The organism is Bradyrhizobium sp. USDA3010 (genome assembly GCF_056429065.1).
On record NZ_JBWJZD010000003.1, the window covers coordinates 466,131 to 485,864 of the forward strand.

General features: G+C 62.4%; 19 protein-coding genes. 15 read left to right on the forward strand and 4 right to left on the reverse strand.

All coding sequences use genetic code 11. The annotated features are described in order from the left end of the window. Positions 1 to 5: 5 nt before the first annotated feature. Positions 6 to 1,100, reverse strand: a complete 1,095-nt coding sequence (locus AC066Y_RS07770; protein ID WP_478273346.1) for an LLM class flavin-dependent oxidoreductase — start codon at positions 1,098 to 1,100, stop codon at positions 6 to 8. A 168-nt stretch (positions 1,101 to 1,268) separates the two neighbouring features. Between AC066Y_RS07770 and AC066Y_RS07775 the strand changes: the two genes are divergently transcribed. From AC066Y_RS07775 to AC066Y_RS07810, 8 genes are all read left to right on the forward strand, one after another. Beyond that, the gene (locus AC066Y_RS07775) at positions 1,269 to 2,150 is read left to right on the forward strand and encodes an FAD binding domain-containing protein (protein ID WP_478273347.1); all 882 of its coding nucleotides are present in this window, start codon (positions 1,269 to 1,271) and stop codon (positions 2,148 to 2,150) included. Next, positions 2,147 to 2,632, forward strand: coding sequence for a (2Fe-2S)-binding protein (locus AC066Y_RS07780; protein WP_092115590.1), 486 nt, complete (start codon positions 2,147 to 2,149; stop codon positions 2,630 to 2,632). The genes AC066Y_RS07775 and AC066Y_RS07780 overlap by 4 nt, the downstream gene beginning before the upstream one ends. Further along, positions 2,629 to 5,019, forward strand: coding sequence for a xanthine dehydrogenase family protein molybdopterin-binding subunit (locus AC066Y_RS07785; protein ID WP_478273348.1), 2,391 nt, complete (start codon positions 2,629 to 2,631; stop codon positions 5,017 to 5,019). Before AC066Y_RS07780 ends, AC066Y_RS07785 begins: the two co-directional genes overlap by 4 nt. 65 nt (positions 5,020 to 5,084) lie before the next feature. After that, positions 5,085 to 6,338, forward strand: a complete 1,254-nt coding sequence (locus tag AC066Y_RS07790; RefSeq protein WP_478273349.1) for an ABC transporter substrate-binding protein — start codon at positions 5,085 to 5,087, stop codon at positions 6,336 to 6,338. Between the two features lie 54 nt (positions 6,339 to 6,392). Beyond that, a complete protein-coding gene (locus tag AC066Y_RS07795) occupies positions 6,393 to 7,277 on the forward strand; it encodes a branched-chain amino acid ABC transporter permease (RefSeq protein WP_478273350.1) in 885 nt (294 codons plus the stop codon). Between the two features lie 7 nt (positions 7,278 to 7,284). Next, positions 7,285 to 8,271 carry a branched-chain amino acid ABC transporter permease gene (locus AC066Y_RS07800; RefSeq protein ID WP_478273351.1) on the forward strand — a complete coding sequence of 329 codons (987 nt, stop codon included), beginning with the start codon at positions 7,285 to 7,287 and terminating at the stop codon, positions 8,269 to 8,271. After that, positions 8,268 to 9,038 carry an ABC transporter ATP-binding protein gene (locus AC066Y_RS07805; RefSeq protein ID WP_478273352.1) on the forward strand — a complete coding sequence of 257 codons (771 nt, stop codon included), beginning with the start codon at positions 8,268 to 8,270 and terminating at the stop codon, positions 9,036 to 9,038. The genes AC066Y_RS07800 and AC066Y_RS07805 overlap by 4 nt, the downstream gene beginning before the upstream one ends. A 3-nt stretch (positions 9,039 to 9,041) precedes the next feature. Beyond that, a complete protein-coding gene (locus AC066Y_RS07810) occupies positions 9,042 to 9,746 on the forward strand; it encodes an ABC transporter ATP-binding protein (protein WP_092115584.1) in 705 nt (234 codons plus the stop codon). 44 nt (positions 9,747 to 9,790) lie between these two features. Here AC066Y_RS07810 and AC066Y_RS07815 read toward each other — a convergent pair whose 3' ends face one another. Next, a complete protein-coding gene (locus tag AC066Y_RS07815) occupies positions 9,791 to 10,942 on the reverse strand; it encodes a zinc-dependent alcohol dehydrogenase (protein WP_478273353.1) in 1,152 nt (383 codons plus the stop codon). A gap of 194 nt (positions 10,943 to 11,136) precedes the next feature. On the opposite strand from AC066Y_RS07815, the gene AC066Y_RS07820 reads away from it, so the two are divergent. The 7 genes from AC066Y_RS07820 to AC066Y_RS07850 all read left to right on the forward strand — a co-directional run bounded on the left by AC066Y_RS07820 (position 11,137) and on the right by AC066Y_RS07850 (position 17,134). Beyond that, complete coding sequence (locus tag AC066Y_RS07820; RefSeq protein ID WP_478273354.1) at positions 11,137 to 12,144, forward strand: ABC transporter substrate-binding protein; 1,008 nt, start codon at positions 11,137 to 11,139, stop codon at positions 12,142 to 12,144. 37 nt (positions 12,145 to 12,181) lie between these two features. Beyond that, the gene (locus tag AC066Y_RS07825) at positions 12,182 to 12,997 is read left to right on the forward strand and encodes an ABC transporter permease (protein WP_176530061.1); all 816 of its coding nucleotides are present in this window, start codon (positions 12,182 to 12,184) and stop codon (positions 12,995 to 12,997) included. Positions 12,998 to 13,001: 4 nt separating this feature from the next. Further along, a complete protein-coding gene (locus tag AC066Y_RS07830; RefSeq protein WP_478273355.1) occupies positions 13,002 to 13,787 on the forward strand; it encodes an ABC transporter permease in 786 nt (261 codons plus the stop codon). Continuing rightward, positions 13,784 to 14,842: an ABC transporter ATP-binding protein gene (locus tag AC066Y_RS07835; RefSeq protein ID WP_478273356.1), complete on the forward strand. Its 1,059-nt coding sequence runs from the start codon at positions 13,784 to 13,786 to the stop codon at positions 14,840 to 14,842. The genes AC066Y_RS07830 and AC066Y_RS07835 overlap by 4 nt, the downstream gene beginning before the upstream one ends. 9 nt (positions 14,843 to 14,851) lie before the next feature. Then, the gene (locus AC066Y_RS07840) at positions 14,852 to 15,691 is read left to right on the forward strand and encodes a phosphodiesterase (protein WP_478273357.1); all 840 of its coding nucleotides are present in this window, start codon (positions 14,852 to 14,854) and stop codon (positions 15,689 to 15,691) included. Positions 15,692 to 15,987: 296 nt separating this feature from the next. Continuing rightward, positions 15,988 to 16,725: a Crp/Fnr family transcriptional regulator gene (locus AC066Y_RS07845; RefSeq protein WP_478273358.1), complete on the forward strand. Its 738-nt coding sequence runs from the start codon at positions 15,988 to 15,990 to the stop codon at positions 16,723 to 16,725. Between the two features lie 139 nt (positions 16,726 to 16,864). Further along, a complete protein-coding gene (locus AC066Y_RS07850; RefSeq protein WP_478273359.1) occupies positions 16,865 to 17,134 on the forward strand; it encodes a hypothetical protein in 270 nt (89 codons plus the stop codon). Positions 17,135 to 17,149: 15 nt separating this feature from the next. Here the strand turns inward: AC066Y_RS07850 and AC066Y_RS07855 are convergent, their stop codons facing one another. Beyond that, the gene (locus AC066Y_RS07855; protein WP_478273360.1) at positions 17,150 to 18,241 is read right to left on the reverse strand and encodes an amidohydrolase family protein; all 1,092 of its coding nucleotides are present in this window, start codon (positions 18,239 to 18,241) and stop codon (positions 17,150 to 17,152) included. A gap of 186 nt (positions 18,242 to 18,427) precedes the next feature. Beyond that, positions 18,428 to 19,723 carry a TRAP transporter large permease gene (locus AC066Y_RS07860; protein ID WP_176530067.1) on the reverse strand — a complete coding sequence of 432 codons (1,296 nt, stop codon included), beginning with the start codon at positions 19,721 to 19,723 and terminating at the stop codon, positions 18,428 to 18,430. Positions 19,724 to 19,734 lie beyond the last annotated feature (11 nt).

Sequence of the window (19,734 nt, forward strand, 5' to 3'; positions counted from 1 at the left end):
TTGGGTCACGCGGATGATCCGGCGGCGGCGTTGATCTGTGGCAAGACCTTCTCGGCCATCAGGATCATCGATTGGCGGCCAAGCTCGCGATCCTTCCAGTCCTTGCCGGCATAGAGCAAGGTTCCGAAGGTGCCGATCTCTTCTTGGAATGCCAGCAGCTGATCGGCCACGCTTTCTGGCGTGCCGTAGACGATCAGCTTGTCGCAGATCGATTCGAGGGTGACCTCCGAGTCTGGTTGATCCCGCCTCGTCTTGAACAGTTCGAGCCGGCCGCCGCGCTTCAGCTTCGTGAACAACTGGTGATAATAGTACACGTAGGGGCTATCGGGCGACGTGGCATAGGCCTTCGCCGTTGCTGCGTCCCTTGCAACGAACACGCTCTTGGCAACGCGCCAATTGGCGGGGTCGGCGACCCGGTTCACACGCGCACAACCCTCGACATATTTCGGCCATTGGCTCTTCACCCAGGCAGGCATCAGGAAATTCGCCGAGATCGGATCCCAGCCGCGCGCAGCGGCTTCCGTAACGCCTTTTGAGAACGGCGCGACCGCGGTCACCACGATCGGCGGGTGAGGGGTTTGCAATGGACGGGCAATCAATCCTTGGCCAATGTCCTCGATCAAGGTTCGCTGGACCGAGACATTCCAGTATCTGCCCCGCAGATCATAGGGCGGCTTGCCTGCCCAGATATCGAGAACCTGATTGATCGCCTCCAGGAACATGGCATTGCGGTCGGCATCGAGATTGCCGAAAACCTCCGCGTCGGACAGCAATCCGCCGGGGCTTATTCCGAATATGAAGCGGCCATCAAGCATGTGATCGAGCATGGCGACGGATGCGGCAACCGCTGCCGGATGAGTGTTCGGCATGTTGATGGTGCCGGTTCCAAGCTTGATCTGCTTGGTTGCGGCTGCGAGCCAGGCAATGAACGCGATGCTGGAGGTGATGTTCTCGGCTTTGTCGGTGATATGCTCGCCGACATACGCCTCCGTGAACCCGAGCTCGTCCGCGAGCAGGAAGGCTTCCCGATCCTCCCGGAGTGATTGCCGCCAATCCTTGTCGAGAGGATGGATCGGCATCGTAAAGAATCCGAGCTTCATCATCCGCCTCCCATTGCGTTGAACTTTAGTTGGCGAGGAGCCTGCGGCCTTCCCAGGGCCAAGACAAGCCCCGCTGCGTAAATAATCACTTGATAAGCAAACTTGACCTTTGAGGAGGGCGGCCCTCTAATCGGGCAAACCAAAATTGGGCCGGGAGGCCACGCCCACATGAAAGCTGCGGCTTTCGCCTACGCCCGCGCAACCAGCGTCGTGAATGCGCTGGAGTTGCTTGCCGCGCATGGCGACAAGGCGAAGGTTCTGTCGGGTGGCCAGAGCTTGATGCCGGCCATGAACCTGCGGCTCATCTCCCCCGACATTCTGGTCGATATCGGTGGCCTCACCGAGTTGCGTGGCATCGCCGTGAGGGCAGGCGTGCTGGTCGTTGGCGCGCTAACGCGGCATGTCGACCTGCTCAGGTCGCCGGAGATTGCGCTGCACGCGCCGCTATTGCGGGATGCCGTTGCCCACGTTGCCCATCCCGCTATTCGCAATCGCGGAACGATAGGCGGTAGTCTTGCGCACGCCGATCCGGCGTCGGAGCTGCCGGCCTGCGCTATCGCGCTTGACGCCACGATCGTTGTTCGCGGCCCGACGGGCGAGCGCCGGATTGCCGCGACCGAGTTTTTCAAGGGCATCTACGAAACGGCGCTGTCGCCGGACGAATTGCTTGTCGCGATCGAGGTGCCAGTCGCTGGCCAGGGCTCGACATTTTTCTTTCAGGAGTATGCCCGGCGGCATGGTGACTACGCCGTCGTTGGTCTCGCCGCGCGAGCTGTTGTCGCAGACGGCAAGTTTGCGGGTCTCCGGCTCGGCTTCTTTGCAGTTGGCGACCGGCCTCTGCTAGCCGCGGCCGCAGGCAGGTTGATCAACGCCACCGTGACCTCTGCGTTGCTTGCAGAAGCCGCGACAGCGTTGGCCGTTGAACTCGATCCACAGGAGGATCAACAGGCGACCGCGGCAATGCGGCGACATCTTGCTATAGTCTTGCTCCGGCGCTGCGTGGTCGCATTGCTGGCGCGGCCCGATCTGGCAGCGGGAGTGACCAGATGAGCACTCCGGTGTCGGTTTCGCTTCTGGTCAACGGCGAGCCCATTGATGCATTTGTATTGCCGCGTCTCAATCTCGCTGACTTCCTCAGGGAAAATCTGAAGCTGACCGGAACCCATGTCGGTTGCGAGCACGGCGTTTGTGGTGCCTGCACGGTCCGGATCGATGGCGAGATCGTCCGCTCCTGTCTAATGCTGGCCGTCCAGGCGCAGGGGGCATCAGTCGAGACAATCGAGGGGCTGTCCGACAGCGGCGAAATCGCCGATCTTCAGGCGGCATTTCGCGAACGCAATGCATTGCAGTGCGGCTATTGCACGCCTGGGATGCTGATGACGGCGCAGGACCTGCTGAAGCATTTGCCCGCGCCTGATCGTCAAGCGATCCGCGAGCACCTTTCCGGCAATTATTGCCGCTGCACCGGCTATCAAGCCATCGTGGATGCGGTGGAGGCGACAGCCAGGACGCGCGCGGAGCGACCGGCATGACGGTGACCCGTGCGCCAGCGGAGACACTTTCGGTGCTTGATCGCCCGAATTCCTATATCGGCAAGACGGTACCTCGGCCGAACCTCGACAGGTTGCTGCAAGGGCGTGGACAATACGTCAGCGACCTGGAATTGCCGCGGATGGCGCACGTGGTTTTCTTGCGTTCGCCTCATGCTCACGCCAGAATTGTGGCGATCGATGCCGACGCGGCACGGCGTATGTCCGGCGTCATTTCTATCGTCACGGGTCGAGAGCTTGAGGCTGTCATCACGCCGTGGGTCGGTGTGCTTTCGCACCTGAAGGGATTGAAGTCGGCGCCGCAGCACGCGATCGCCGTCGATCGGGCCTGCTGGCAGGGTGAGGCAGTCGCGGCGATTGTAGCAACCAGCCGTGCGGTGGCTGAAGATGCAATGGAGCAAATTGCCGTCGACTACGAGGAACTCGAGGCGGTCACGGACATGGGCACCGCGCTCGATCCGGCAACGCCAGTCATTCACGCTTCGCTCGGTGACAATCTCGCCTTTGAAAGGACCCTTGATGCCGGCGATGTCGACCAAGCATTGTCGGATTCCGAGGTGTTCGAGGCCGACTTCGTATTCGGGCGCCATACCGGCGTGACGCTTGAACCGCGGGCCGTCGTTGCCGACTGGAATGCTGCCGAGGCACGGCTGACGATCTACCAGGGCACGCAGGCCCCCCATATGGTGCAGAACATTGCAGCCCTGCATCTCGGACTAAGGGAAGCGCAGGTCCGGGTGGTCTGCAAGGATGTCGGCGGCTCGTTCGGCATCAAGGTCCACATCTACGCCGACGAAATGGCGACCTATGCGCTGTCCAAGCTGCTACGGCGGCCGATCAAATTCGTGGCTGACCGTGTCGAGAGCTTCAACGCGGACATTCACGCCCGCGATCATCGATGCAGGGGCCGGATCGGCGTCAAGCCGGACGGCACCATCACGGCCTTCGAGATCGACGACCTGACGGGGATCGGTCCCTATTCGATGTATCCGCGCACCAGCGCCATCGAGGCCAACCAGGTGGTCAATCTGGTTGGCGGGCCGTATGTCACGGCGAACTATCGGGCGCGAGCGCGGGTCGTCTTCCAGAACAAGAACGTGATGTGCCAGTACCGGGCGGTCGGACACCCGATTGCCTGTTCGGTCACCGAGGGTCTGGTCGACCTTGCCGCAGCGAAGATCGGCATGGACCCCGTCGAGATCCGGCGGCGCAACTTGATCGCCGACGATGCCTATCCCTATGCATCACCTTCCGGCATGAAATTCGAGCAGCTTTCGCATCATGCCTCGCTGGCCAAGCTGCTGCAGATGATGGATTACGACGCGTTGCGTGCTGAGCAAGCGACATTGCGCGCCAGAAATATTCACCGGGGTATCGGAATCGCCAGCTTCATCGAGGTCACCAATCCCAGTGCCGCCTTCTACGGCGTCGGTGGCGCGAAAATCTCGTCGCAGGATGGCGTTGCGGTTCGACTCGACGCGCAAGGCTCGGTGATCTGCCAGACCAGCATCACGGAGCAGGGGCAAGGGTCGGAATCGCTGACCGCCCAGATTGTGGGCAGCGTGCTGGGCGTTTCGATGGAACGGGTCCGCGTGATCCTGGGCGACACCGACAACACGCCCTATGGTGGCGGCACCTGGGCCTCGCGCGGTGCCGGCATCGGCGGCGAAGCCGCATTGCAGGCCGCCAAGGCCCTGCGCCAGAATATCCTTGATATCGCCGCGGCCATCCTGCAATCGACGCCGGGCGGGCTCGATATCGTCAACAACAGCATCGTCAATGCTGACGATTGTGCCTCACGCATCGAACTGAGCGAGCTGGCCCGGATCGTCTATTTTCGGCCGGATACCCTCCCGCCGGGCGTCCAGCCTGAGTTGATGGCGACCCGACATTTCGTGCCGCGCCAGTATCCCTTTGCGTTCACCAACGGGGCTCAGGCCTCCTGGCTCGAGGTCGATACCGAGACCGGGTTCGTGACGCTGCTGAAGCATTGGGTCGTCGAAGACTGCGGCACCATCATCAACCCGCAACTGGTCGACGAGCAGATCCGGGGCGGCGTCGTGCAGGGGCTCGGCGCGGCGCTGTTCGAGGAATGCATTTATGACGAGCGCGGCCAGCTGACCAACGCCAATATGGCGGACTACCTGGTCCCGATGTCCGGCGAGATGCCCGATATCGAGATTGGCCACGTGGTGTCTCCGACGCAGGAGTCGGAGCTCGGAGCCAAAGGGGCAGGCGAGGCAGGGACAGCCGGCGCGGCAGCTGCGGTTGCCAACGCGGTCAACGACGCGCTGCGGCCGTTCGGCGCAACAATTACCGAGATTCCGCTCACGCCTCAGGTTATCCTGACGGCCCTGGGACGAATCTGAGGTGGAGACGTTCCGGCAAAGATAACGATAAACAAAACACAGACAGTTCTTGGGGAGGAATAGTCATGACGAGCAAGGTCACCAAAGCTGGATCGATATCGCGGCGTCGTCTGCTCACGACGGCAAGCGCCGGCGCCGCTCTCGCCGTCTCGCCTTTTCGCATCAATCTGCTCCAGGCCGAGGAAGCGCCCATCAAGATCGGCTTCCCCGTTCCCTTGACCGGTCCGTATGGCGCCGAGGCCCAGGACCAGGTGCGGGCGGGGCAGCTTGCTGTCGCCCAGTTCAACGATGCCGGCGGTCTCAACGGCCGCAAGGCCGAACTCGTCGTGCGCGACGACAAGCTCAATCCCGGTGAGGCGGCAACGCGGACATTGGAGCTGGTCGAGAAGGAGAAGGTGAATTTCGTCGTCGGCAGTCTGTCCGCGGCAGTTCAGCTTGCGATCAACAACGTCACCAAAGAGCGCGGCGTCATCTTCAATTCGATCAGCCAGTCCGACGCCATCAACGAGGCGGCCGATTTCAGCAAGTACACATTCCACGAAGCGTTGAACCCGCACATGACGTCAGGCGCGGTCGGCCGCTATGCCTTCGCCAAATTCGGCAAGAAGGTTGCGTTTCTCACGGCGGATTACGCCTACGGTCACGAGATGGTTCGCGGTTTCCTCGAGGTCGGCAAGGAATTCAACGTTGAGAACCTCGGCGACATCCGCCATCCGCTGGGAACGACTGACTTCTCCACGCTGTTGCCGCGTCTCCAGGCGCTGAAGCCCGATATTCTGTGCATCAGCAATTTTGGCCGCGACCAGCAGATCGCGCTGAAGCAGGCGACCGATTTTGGCATCAAGAAGTCGATCCAGATCATCGCGCCGCTGCTCTCGCATGCCAGCCGTGTCGCGGCCGGCCCCCAGGCATTCGAAGGCGTCGTCGGCGGCTGCTCCTTCTACTGGGGGATCGAGGACAAATTCGCCTCGACCAAGGCGTTCAACGATGCGTTCCGCAAGATGTACGACGGCAAGCTGCCCACCGACTACGGTGCGCTCGGCTACGGCGGTGTTCGGACCGTGCTCGAGGCGGTCAAGGGGGCCGGCAGCGTCGAGACCGACAAGGTCGTCGCTGCATTGGAAGCTCTGAAGTACGACGATTACAAGGGGCCGCAATATTATCGCAAATGCGACCACCAGTCGGTGCAATCGGTGCTCGTGATCAAGTCGAAGTCCAAGGACCTGAGGAACGTGTCCGACGTGTTCGAGGTTCTGTCGACCGAAGAGCCCAACGAGAAGAACCTGCGTACCTGCGAAGCGCTCGGCCACAAGAGCTGAGCTCGTGCGACGGCGCGCGCCGCGGGACGGTGCGCGCCGTGCTGAGGGGGACAAATGGCGGGCCTGAGCTTTGACCTGATAGCGCTGCAACTGTTTGCCGGGTTGGCGCTCGGCGCCATTTATGTGCTGTTTGCGATCGGCCTCTCGCTGATCTTCGGGATGTTGACGGTGGTCAACTTCGCCCATGGCGCGTTCTACATGGTTGGCGCCTATGTCGGACTCTATCTGATCTCGATCGGGGGCAATTTCTGGTTCTGCCTCGTGGCGGTGCCGATCGCAATCGGGCTGTTCGGCCTTGCCGTCGAGCGCGTGCTGATCCGGCCGCTTTACGGCCGCGGCATCGACTATCCGCTGCTGCTGACCTTCGGGCTCAGCTACGTGATGGTCGAATGCGTGCGCATTGCCTTTGGCAAGACTGGCTATCCTTTCGATACGCCCGAAGTTCTGCAAGGCGCCGTCGATATCGGTGTCGGCTATTTCCCGCTCTACCGCCTGTTTGTGATAGGCGCGACGGCCGTCGTGCTGCTGGCGCTCTGGCTGTTTCTGGAGAAGACCAGCTTCGGACTGATTATCCGCGCCGGCGCGCGCGATCCGCAGATCGTCCGTGTTCTTGGGGTGGATGTTTCCAAGGTCTGGTTGATCGTGTTCGGGATCGGTACTGCGATCGCGGGCTTTGCCGGCCTGTTGGCCGCACCGCTTCAAGGCGTCATTCCGGAGATGGGCGGCACGATCCTCGCCGAAGCCTTCGTCGTGACCGTGGTCGGAGGGATGGGGTCGATCGGCGGCGCCGTCCTGGCAGGCCTGCTGGTTGGAGTGGTGGTCAGCATGACCTCGCTGTTCGCACCCGAGATGGCCAAGGTTTCGATCTTTGCCTTGATGGCGATCGTTCTGATCGTTCGTCCCCAGGGCTTCTTCGGCCGCGCCGGATTGATGAGCTGAGCCCGGCATGACCGAAACCACTCAATCGATCAAACAGCCCGGTGCCAGGACGGGCACTTGGTACGAGTTCGCAACGCGGCATCGTGCCAGCATTGTCGCGGCGGTTATCCTGGTTTTCCCGCTGGTGATGCCTTTCACGGCTCTTGCCGTGAACATCCTGATCTATGGGTTGTACGCCCTCGGCTTCAACCTCGTGTTCGGATATCTGGGTCTGTTGTCGTTCGGTCATGCGGCACTGTTCGGGACCGGTGCCTACCTCTGTGGCATCGCCATCGTGCACTTCGGCTGGCCGTGGTATGCGGCGATTGCGGCAGGGATCGCCGGTGGATTGCTGATGGCGCTCTTGATTGGCGTGCTCGCGATCAGGACCCGCGGCATCTACTTCGCCATGGTGACCATGGCGCTGTCGCAATGTGTCTACTACCTTTTCTACCAGGCGGTTGACTTGACCGGAGGCGAGAACGGCCTTCGCGGGATCAACGTCCGCACCATCGATCTGTTCGGCTTGCGGATCGATTTCATCAATCCGATGGTTCGCTACTACGTCATCGCGGCTTTCGTGATCGCCGCATTCTTTGTGATGTCACGCATTCTGGCGTCACCCTTTGGTGCCGTAATTGAAGCGGTGCGCGAGAACGAGATGCGTGCACGCGCGTCCGGCTACGACGTGACCCTGACGCGATTGCTGACCTTCGTCCTGTCCGGCGGTTTCTGCGGCCTTGCGGGTGCGCTGCAGGCCCTGCATTTGTCGATCGTTCCGATAGAAATCCTGCACTACGAGACCTCGGGCCTGGTCGTGATGATCGCTCTCCTGGGCGGTATGGGGACGTTCTTCGGGCCGATGATTGGTGCTGCGGTCTTCCTGGTCCTGGAGAATGTGGTCTCGGTGTGGACCGTTCACTGGCAACTGATCGTTGGCGCCATCTTCATTGCATGCGTGCTGTTCTTCCCGGCGGGCATCTGGGGCACGCTGATCGCGCGGGGCAGACGATGAGCGCCGCAGCAGGCCACGCCGGAGAAATCATTCTGCGCACCAGGGGCGTCGGCAAGACGTTCGGGAAGTTTGTCGCCCTCAACAATATCTCGGCTGAGTTTTCCAGAGGAGCGATCACCTCCATTATTGGTCCGAACGGGGCTGGAAAGAGCACCTACTTCAACCTGCTATGCGGCGCCTTTGCGCCGACGAAAGGCAGCGTTGAGTTCGAGGGCAAGGATGTCACCGGTCTGCCGCAACACCGCTTTGCACATATGGGGATCGCGAAATCCTTTCAGATCACCAGCGTGTTTCCGCAGCTTACGACACGAGAGAACATCCGCGTCGGCCTGCAGGCGCTGGTGTCGCGATACGATATCTGGCGTCCCCGTGCGCGCCTGACCGAACTGATCGAGCGGGCGGACGAGCTGCTGGCGCTTGTCGGGTTGTGGGAATCCCGGGAACGCGCGGCCAGGACCCTGGCCCATGGTGAACAGCGGGCGCTGGAGATCGGCATGGCGCTTGCCAGCCAGCCCCGCTTGCTGCTGCTGGACGAGCCGACGGCCGGCATGAGCCCGGAAGAAACCCGGACCATGATGGATCTGATCGTGAAACTCGCCAAGGAGCGTACGGTCATCCTCGTCGAGCACAAGATGAAGCTGGTGCTGGGGATCAGCGATCGCATCCTCGTGCTGCACCACGGAGAACTGCTGGCCGAGGGAACGCCACAGGAGGTCCGGCAGAACGAGGCGGTGAAGCGCGTTTATCTCGGCCAGCGGGAGCATTGAAAAATGCTGCAGATCAGCAAGCTCAATGCCTGGTATGGTGCAAGTCACGCGTTACAGGACGTCAGTCTCGAGGTGAGCAAGGGCGAAATCGTCTGCCTGATCGGTCGCAATGGAGCCGGCAAGACGACGACGTTGAAATCGATCATGGGGTTGATGGGGCGGGCGCGCGGCTCGGTCACCTTCAAGGGTGAAGAGCTGCTGCGCCAGCCGGCGCATGTGCGCTTCGCGTTGGGACTCGCCTACGTTCCAGAGGAGCGACGGATTGTGCAGGGACTGACCGTGCGGGAGAATTTGCGGCTCGGGCTGGTTGCCTCGAAGGAGAAGAAGCGGGAAGCCGAGCTGATCGACGAGATCGCCGCGATCTTCCCCCGGCTGGCCGAGCGCATGGATCAAGAGGCGGTCACGATGTCCGGCGGTGAGCAGCAGATGCTGGCGATCGCGCGGGCGATGATCGCAAAGCCCGACCTGATCATGCTGGACGAGCCATCGGAGGGCATCATGCCGGTCCTGGTCGACGAGATGTTCGAGCTGTTCAGCAGCATGAAGGCGCAGGGAACGACGGTTTTGCTGGTCGAGCAGAATGTCGAGCTCGCACTCGGCATCGCCGATCGTGCCTATGTGCTGGACCAGGGGGCGGTGGTGCACCAGGCGTCGGCGCAGGCGCTGCTTGCCGACGACGAGATCAAGGAGCGCTACTGCTCGGTGTAAGCAGGCTCTCGGGTTCGTGGTTCCGCGAGCGGTCCGAACCGGCCTTATTCCGCAGCGCTCGCGATCGCACCGGCTTTCCGATTGGTGACGACGACCTTGATTGCGTCATCGACGCGGTCCCGCGCATATCTCAGCGCCGTCGGCAGGTCGGCCAGCGGAAACGTGTGCGTGTGGATCCTGGTCGCGTCGAATCGCTTCGCTGCCATCAATTCCATCGCGCGGTGCGTGGCGCTGCGGCCTTCGCCGCGGATGCCGTAGGCGTAGATGTTGTTCCGTACGAGGTGGGCGATGTCCAGCGTTGCGGCCTCGTGCGGGAAGGCGGCCAGGCAGATCTTGCCGCCGCGATTGGTCATGTGAATGGCCTGGTTGAGTGTCGCTTCGGTGCCGGCACATTCGACGACATAGTCCGCGCCGATCCCCCCTGTTAGTTGCTTCACGACCTCAACGACGTCTTCGTCGTTGATGTTGATGACGCGGTCGGCCCCCAGTTCCTGGCCGATCGCCAGCCGCTTGTTGCGCGTCCCGGTCAGGATGACCGGGCTTGCACCAAGCGCCTTGGCCACCGCGACTGCGAGAAGTCCGATCGGCCCTGGGCCGATCACCACGACGCTCTCGCCGGCCACCAATCCCCCCAATTCCGTCAAGCCATACATCGATGTCCCGGCAGTCACCACGAGGGTTGCTTCCGCATCGCTCATGCTATCCGGGACGCGCGCCAGCGTATTGATATGATTGACCGCGTATTCGGCGAATCCGCCGTCGGTCGTAAAGCCGTTGGCCCGGTGACCCTTCTCCGGCTTTCCATAGTTGAGGCACGATGTGTACATGCCCTGGCGGCAGCGTTTGCATTGGCCGCAGCCGGCGTGGATCTCGACGCTGACCCGCTCTCCGATCCTGAACTCGTCGACGTTTGGACCGAGCGCGGCCACCGTGCCCATATATTCGTGACCCGGCGTAAAGTTCTTGTTGAAGGGCGCGCCGCCTTGAATGCTTGCCGGCGACCCGGCATGGATGATTTCGAGATCGGTGGCGCAGATCGCGACCGCGTCGATGCGCACCAGCACTTCGGCACGCGACGGAATCGGCGTCGGCTTCTCGCGAAGCAGGAACTGGTCCGGGTCACCAAGGACCCAGGCCTTCATCAGGTCGGGGACGGGAAGATCGGGCGATGTCTTGACGCCGGGCGGCTGGTACATGGGCGCTTCCTCATTCGGCTCGCAGCCTAGCGCGAAACGACGGTTTGCCGCGAGCCTCCGGTCATTGGCATCCGGGCTGCTGCATTTGCTGCACGGCGGCAAGCGCGTCGCAAAACATTCATACGTGGTCTATACTTGGTCGCTCCGTTGATGTTGAAATCCGCATCGCATCCTCTCCCAGACCGGAGCCTGCCATGAAGACCGTCCGCCTTGTCCTCGCGTTGCTGGCGCTGACACTGCTCGCGCCGTGGCAATCCGCCAAGGCGGCCGACGTGATCTGCTACAATTGCCCGCCGGAATGGGCAGATTGGGCATCGATGCTGAAGGCGATCAAGGCGGACCTCAACTACGATATCCCGCATGACAACAAGAATTCCGGCCAGGCGCTGGCCCAGATCCTGGCGGAGAAGGCCAATCCGGTCGGCGATATCGGCTATTTCGGCGTGACCTTCGGCATGAAGGCCAAGGCCCAGGACGCGCTCGAGCCCTACAAACCGGCGCATTGGGATCAGGTCCCAGCCGGCCTCAAGGATCCGGACGGCTACTGGACGACGATCCACTCCGGCACGCTCGGCCTGTTCGTGAACAAGGACGCGCTTGGCGGCAAGCCGGTGCCGGCCTGCTGGAAGGACCTCCTGAAGCCCGACTACAAGGGCATGGTCGGCTATCTCGACCCGTCATCCGCTGCGGTCGGCTATGTCGGCGCGGTCGCCGTCAATCTCGCGCTGGGCGGCTCGCCCACCAATTTCGATCCGGCGATCACCTTCTTCAAGGAACTGCGGAAGAACGATCCGATCGTGCCCAAGCAGACGTCATATGCCCGTGTCGTCTCCGGTGAGATGCCGATCCTGTTCGACTACGACTTCAACGCCTACCGCGCGAAATATTCGGAGAAGGGCAACTTCGAGTTTGTGATTCCCTGCGAGGGATCGGTGGTGTTTCCCTATGTCGTTGGTCTCGTGAAGAACGCGCCCGACAAGGAGAAGGCCAAGAAGGTGATGGACTATCTGCTGTCCGACAAGGGGCAGGCGATCTGGACCAATGCCTATCTGCGTCCGGCCCGCCCGATCGAGCTGCCGGCCTCCGTGAAGGGCAAATTCCTCCCCGACAGCGACTATGCCCGCGCCAAGAGCGTCGACTGGGGCGAGATGGAGAACGTGCAAAAAGCCTTCGTTGACCGCTATCTCGCCGAGGTCCGCTGAGGCAATATGGTGCCCTCGCAGGGGCACCAATCTTCCGATGTCGCAAAAATCCTTCGTTTGGCTCTGCCTGCTGCCGCTTGTGCTGGTGACGACGGCGTTCTTCCTGTTGCCGATGGCACGGCTGGTGGTGGCGGGCGCCGAAGGGCCGCACGGGCTTGCCGGATATCTCGCCATCCTGACCGAAGGCCGCTATCGCGCGACGCTGATCAATACCGTGCTGCTGGCGGCGGCAACCACGGTCGTCACGCTGATCGTGGCGACGATCGCCGGAATGTTCCTGCAGCGGCACCGCTTTCCCGGGCGGGCCGTGCTGATTGCGATGCTGACCTTTCCATTGGCGTTTCCCGGCGTGGTGGTCGGCTTCATGATCATTCTGCTGGCAGGGCGGCAAGGGCTGATCGGCGATCTCTCGAACCGGATCTTCGGCGAGAAGTTCGTTTTCGCCTATTCGATCTACGGGCTCTTCCTCGGTTATCTCTACTTCTCGATCCCGCGCGTGATCCTCACCATTATGGCGGCCGTGCAGAAGCTCGACGTCGGTCTGGAGGAGGCCGCGCGTTCGCTCGGCGCAAGCCCCTGGGCGGTCCAGCGTGACGTCGTGCTGCCGGCACTGGCGCCGGCCTTCGTCGCGTCCGGCGCGATCGCATTTGCGACCGCAATGGGCGCCTTCGGCACCGCCTTCACGCTGGCGACGAACATCGACGTGCTGCCGATGCTGATCTACACCGAGTTCACGCTGGCCGCGAATTTCGCGACCTCGGCGGCGCTGTCGGTGGGGCTCGGCCTGATCACCTGGCTTATCCTTGCGCTGGCCCGCACGTTCAGCGGAAGCGCGGTCGCGGCGGCCGGGTGAAAGCATGCGCGATTGCCTGATCTTCACCGGCCAGTTCATCTTCACGCTGCTCGTTGCAGCTTTCCTGGTGGTGCCCGCTGGGCTTTCGATCTCCGCCGGCGTCACCGTGAATTATTTCCGGGGCATTCAGTCCGGCGTGACCCTGCAATGGGTCGCGCAGGTCTGGGAGCTCTATGCCGGCACCATTCTGCTCTCCTTCGTGATCGCCTTCGCGACGCTCGCCATCACGTTGCTCGCCGGCGTTCCCGCGGCCTACGCGCTGCATGCGCGGGGAGGCCGCCTTGCCCGCATCGTCGAGGAGATCATCACGCTGCCCCTGGCGATCCCGGGGCTTGCGATCGCGCTTGCGCTGTTGCTCGCTTACGGGAGCTTTGGCGGCTTTCGCCGCTCCTGGCTGTTCATCCTGGTCGGCCACGTGATCTTCACCATGCCGTTCATGGTGCGCTCGGTCATGGCGGTGTTTGCGACTGTGGACATCAAGACGCTCGATGAGGGCGCCGCCTCGCTGGGGGCATCGCCATGGCGGCGATTCTGCGATGTCATCGTGCCGAACGCGCTGCCGGGAATTCTGGCCGGTGCACTGATGGTGGTCACGCTATCGCTCGGCGAGTTCAACCTGACCTGGATGCTGCATACGCCGCTGACGAAGACGCTGCCGATCGGGCTCGCCGACAGCTACGCCTCGATGCGGCTCGAAGTGGCCTCGGCCTACACGCTGATCTTCTTCGTGATGATCATTCCGCTGCTGGTCGCGATGCAACTGCTGGCCGACAGGAATCACAAGCGATGAATACGACCGGGCACGGTGCAGCGGTGCGGATCGAAGCCTGCGGCAAGACCTTTGCCGATGGGACGCGGGCCCTCGATCCCGCAACCCTCGACATTGCGCGCGGCGAGACGCTGGTGCTGCTCGGACCATCCGGATGCGGCAAGACCACGATGCTGCGCATCATCGCGGGCCTCGAGTTGCCGGATGCGGGCGGCAAGGTGCTGTTCGACGGCAAGGACATGACCTCGGTCCCGATCGAGCGGCGCAATGTCGGCATGGTGTTTCAGTCTTACGCCCTGTTCCCCAATATGACGGTGGCGGACAATATCGCCTACGGCCTGAAGATCCGGGGTGTTGCCAGGGGCGAGCGTGCCGCACGCGTCGCCGAACTGGTGGCTCTCACGAACATCACGGGGTTGGAGAACCGCCGCATCGACCAGCTTTCGGGCGGCCAGCGCCAGCGTGTGGCACTGGCGCGTGCCGTCGCGATCCGGCCGGGCATATTGCTGCTCGACGAGCCCTTGACCGCGCTTGATGCGGCCTTGCGGGACCGGCTGCGAGGCGAGCTCAACCGGCTGTTGCGAGCACTCGGAATCACGACGATCTATGTCACCCATGATCAGTCGGAAGCCATGGAATTGGGCGACCGCATCGTGGTGATGCGGAAAGGTGCGATCGCCCAGATCGGCACGCCGCGCGAGGTCTACTTCGCACCGAAGGACCGCTTCGTGGCGGAGTTCATCGGAGCGGCGAACATCGTGGAAGCTCCGATCGAGCACGGCATACTGATCCTGCTCGGCGGACGATTGCCGATCGAGGGTGGCGCGACGGCTGCGAACGCGACCGTCATGATCCGTCCCGAAACCATTCGCGTGACGGACGCCGGCGCCGCGGCACTCTCGGGAGCTGTCGATTCCGTCAGCTTCATCGGCGACCGGCAGCGGCTCGTCGTGAGCGGTGCATCGAGCAAGCCACTCAATGTCGACGCGCCTAACACAATTCAGGCCAAGGTCGGCGATCGAATCGGGCTTTCGATTGCGGCCGACGCCGTTCGTCTGCTCCCTTCCGAACCCTGAGATTGATCGATGCCGCCGAAACCGGTTCTCATCGCACAGATATCCGACCTCCACATCAAGCCGCCTGGAGCGCTGGCCTATGGCCGGGTCGACACCGCGAAGGCGCTTGAGCGCTGTGTGGCGGCGCTCGGCGCGTTCGAGCCGGCGCCCGATTTCGTCGTCATCTCGGGCGACCTCGTCGATACGCCGTCGGTCGAGGAATACGACTATCTCAAGCGATTGCTGGCGCCGCTGCGCCTGCCGTTTGCCGGCATTCCCGGCAATCACGACTCGCGCCAGTGGATGCGCGAAGCGTTTCCGGCCGCGCCCTATGTTCACGCAACAGGTCCGCTCGACCAGAAGATCGAGGTGAATGGCCTCGATCTCCTGCTGCTGGATTCAAGCGTTGCCGGCAAGCCGCACGGCATGCTCGAACCATCCACGCTGCAATGGCTGGACGCGACGCTGGCGACGGCAGTCGACCGGCCGGTGCTGCTTTTCCTGCACCACCCGCCATTCAAGGGCGGCATCTGGCATATGGACCGGCAAGACCTCTTCAATGCCGACGCATTGGCGGAAATCGTCAGGCGTCACCCGCGTGTGCGGTTGATCGCGTGCGGGCACGTCCATCGTGCGATGCTGACCACTTTCGCCGGGATTGCCGTGACAATATGCCCCGCTCCGAACCATGCGGTCGACCTGGACCTCGGACAGCTGCGCGAACCATCGTTCAAGGTGGAACCGCCCGCATTTCATTTGCACACATGGTTTCCCGGCCCGGACTTTGGACAGCTGGTTACGCACCAGATCCCCATCGGCCAGTTCGACGGGCCGCATCCATTCTTTGGGCCGGACGGCAAGCTGCTGTGAGTAGGTGGCGTCGACCCCTCACACGAACGGGTTTCGCCAGGCGGGATTGCCAGTGACGGGCGGGTTTTCAAGACCAAGGACGGCCGTTGCCTACAATTGAGCGTTGCAACTAGGCACATATTTATTCCAAATTGTACTTTCGATGCCTTCCAGCCCGATCTCACCGGCCTGGACCTTTTGTTGCTGTAGGCCCCTGGTGGGGCTATAGTCCTTTCCGCTTTCATTGATCGATGGCTTGTCGGTGTGTCGCGCTGCTGGCGCGCCGATTGAACGCAACACAATCAGTCTGGATCACAATGACCGGTGCGCTGCCCATAGAACGAACTGTCGGCGCGCCGTTGTTTTCAAACAACAAGCTATCGGTGCTGCGCAAGCATCCCTATTTCGCCGATCTGGAGCCCGAGGCATTCGATCAGCTCTGCCGCTATGCAAAGCACACCACGCTGAAGCGCGGAACGACGATCTTCTCCAAGGGCGATCCGGGCACCAGCCTGATTGCGGTGATCTCGGGCACGGTGAAGATCAGCATCTCCTCGCCGGACGGTCGCAACGCGATCCTGAACCTGATCGAGGCAGGAGAGATATTCGGCGAGATCGCGCTGCTCGACGGCTTGTCGCGGACAGCCGACGCCACCGCCAACACCAATTGCGAGCTGTTCGTGATCGACCGGCGCGAGTTCATTCCGTTCGTGCGCAGCCAGCCGACGCTTGCGATGAAGTTCATCGAGCTGCTGTGCGCAAGGTTGCGCTGGACGAGCGACCAGGTCGAGCAGGTGATCCTGCAGGACTTGCCGGGCCGCCTGGCGAGCGCGCTGCTGCGTCTGAGCGACAAGCACAAGCCGCAGGGGCGCACCATCTCGATCACCCAGCAGGAGATCAGCGAGATGGTCGGGATGACCCGCGAGAGCATCAACAAGCAGCTCCGCGCCTGGGCGACACGCGGGTGGGTCAGGCTCGAGCATGGCGCGATCGTCGTGCTGAAGCCCGAATCGCTTCAGGCGCTGGTCGACGCCGGGGCTGATGACGGCGAGTAGTCGCTCCCGTCTGCGCACTCGGTCCTGCATTTCACGAAATGGTGAACCGCACAAAGCCTGTGAAACCATTCACATCGGCCGCGCGTGCCCTGCGGTAAGTGACGCTTCGGTGGAGCACACGCGCACTGTGGAGGAATCCATGCAGGGCTCTTTCGACAACCGGCAGCAGGACCCCGAAAGCAACTACGGGAGCTTCAGTATCAAGCTGATTGCTTTGCCGGTGCTCGTGGTCGTTGCGCTGATCGGGATGCTGGTCAGCCACCCCGCTGCGGTGAAATGGATTTCGGACGCGGCGCAAGCGGAGTTCGCGGGAACCGACGCCGTCGATGTCGATCCATTGACCAAGATTGCGCAGCCGGCGCCCACGGCTCTGCCGCGCAATGAGGCACGGACGGTGAAGGCCAACTGACCGTCGGCACCGTCGTCACGCGGCAACGCCGAGTAGCTTGGCAGCGGTCCCGCCGAGAATGTTGGCCTTGTCTTCGTCGCTCAGCGATGAGCAGGCGAAGATGTGGTCGGCCGGTGCCATTTGCCATGGATAGGGATAGTCGCTTCCCAGCACAATCTGGCCGGCGCCAACCTGGGCGGCGAGATGCCGGATCGCTTCAGGCGTGAAGACCAGAGAGTCGAAGTAGATCTGCTTGAGGTATTCGGTCGGCGCCTTCTGGAGCTTGATTTCCGGATTGCATCCCTTGGGTCCGACCAGGCAGGCATGGTCCGAGCGATCGGCATAGGAGGGGAGATAGCCGCCGCCATGCGCGGCGATGATCTTCAGTCCCGGGAAGCGGTCGAGCGTACCCTCGAAGATCAAATGGGACAGTGCGATCGTGGTCTCGAGCGGATTGCCGATCGTGTTGCCGAGCCAGCCATTGCCGGAGAGCCGCCTGCCGAGCTCGGGCACGCCCTGCGGATGGATGAACAGGGGAACGCCGAGCTCCTCGGCCTTGGCCCACACGGGATGAAACTTCGGATCGGAGAATTCGACGCCATCGACAACACCGCCGATCGCCGCGCCCTTCAGCCCCTGCTTCTTCACCGCCGTCTCCAGCTCCTGCACCGCAAGGTCCGGCGCCTGCAACGTCAGCGAGGCGAAGGCCGCGAACCGCTCGGGCTTCGAAGCGCAGAGTTCGGCAAGCTTCTCATTCTGGATCTTCACGATCTTCCCGGCGAGATCGCGATCGCGGTCGTACCAGAACGGATTGATCGAGAGCACCTCCATATCGACGGCCTGCGCGTCCATCGCCGCCAGACGCTTGTCGATCTCGATGAAGGCCTCCGAGGCGCCGTTGACCGGCGGCAGTTGCAGTTTCCCGGCATCGGCGCCGAGCAGGGCGCCGGCCTCGCGGAAGTGGCAATGCGAGTGAATATCGATCGTCCTGATACGCTTGCCGTCGACGGTGACCGGCAATTTCTGGCGCGATTGCTGCGCATTCGCATGGTGGACGAGCCCGCAGCTGCAGAACACGATGCCCGCCGCCGCTGCTCCCGCTTTCAGGAAATCCCGCCTTGTGGTCATGACGATCGCCTCCCTGGTCTTTTTGTTATGGACGGGGAGCCTAGGGGTGCCGGCGAGCGGTCGCAAGACAACACGCTGTGCGTGTCGCGCAATGTTGATCTGCTCAGACCGGCTTGATCCCGGCCCTGGCGATGATGTCGATGGGTTCCGGTGACGGCCGCAGTTCTGCAAGATGTCCGCTAGCCCTCAGTGCAGCACCTGGAGTTGCCGCGGCAGCCATAGCGAGATCTCCGGCAGGTAGGTCACGCACATCAGGACAAAGAACATCACCGCGTAGAACGGCCAGATCTTGCGCATGACCTGCTCGATCGTGACCTTGCCGACCGCGCAGCCGACAAAAAGGATTGCGCCGACCGGTGGATGGCACAGGCCGATGCCGAGATTGAGCAGCATGATCATGCCGAAATGAACCGGATCGACGCCGAAGTTCTTCATGACCGGCAACAGGATCGGCGTGGCGATCAGGATCGATGGCGCCATGTCGACGAGTGTGCCGAGCACCAGCAGCAGCACGTTGATCAGGAGCAGGATGACGTACTTGTTGTCGGAGATAGACAGGAAGAAGGCGGTCATCTTGGCCGGCATCTGCGTCAACGCCATGATGTAGCCGACGCTGGAGGCGCACGCGATCAGCGTCATCACCATCGCGACGGTGCGCAGTGTGCGGTGGAGCAGCACCGGCAGGTCGCGCCAGCGATAGTCGCGATAGATGAACATTGTGACGAAGAAAGCCCAGATGCAGGCGACGGCGCCGGCTTCGATTGCCGTGAAGATGCCGCCGAGAATGCCGCCAAGGATGATAACGAGGGTGATGAGACCCCAGGAGGCATCGATGGCGATCCGGATCGCGTCCTTGGCCGGCACGGTCTGGCCGTGCGGATGCTTTTCGCGATAGGCGACCGCCAGGCACAGGATGATCAGCGAGAAGCCGAGCAGCAGCCCGGGGAACACGCCGGCCATGAAGAGGGCGCTGATCGAAATCGTTCCGCCCGTCGCAAGCGAGTAGAGCACCGCGTTGTGGCTCGGCGGCACCAGAAGGGCCTGCACCGACGAGGTGATCGTGAGATTTGTCGCGAACACGCGCGGATAGCCGTTCTTCTCCATCTGCGGGATCATCACCGAACCGATGGCCGATGTATCGGCGACCGCCGATCCGGAAATGCCGCTCAGGAATGTCGTCGCAAGCACGTTGACGATCGAGAGGCCGCCACGCAGACGCGTCAATCCAACCAGCACGTCGGCAAACGCAACCAGACGGCGGGCCATGCCGCCCTCCGCCATGATCGCGCCGGCCAGCACGAAGAACGGGATGGTCAGCATTGCGACCTTGCTGACGCCGTCGGAGATCTTCAGCATCACCGCTTCCAGGGGAATGCCGATCCACAAGGCGCCGACGATGGCCGCCATCGCCAGCGAGTAGGCGATCGGCATGCCGATCAGGAAACAGAGCAGCATGGTCGCGAGCAGAATGAGGATATCCATGATGGCCTCGC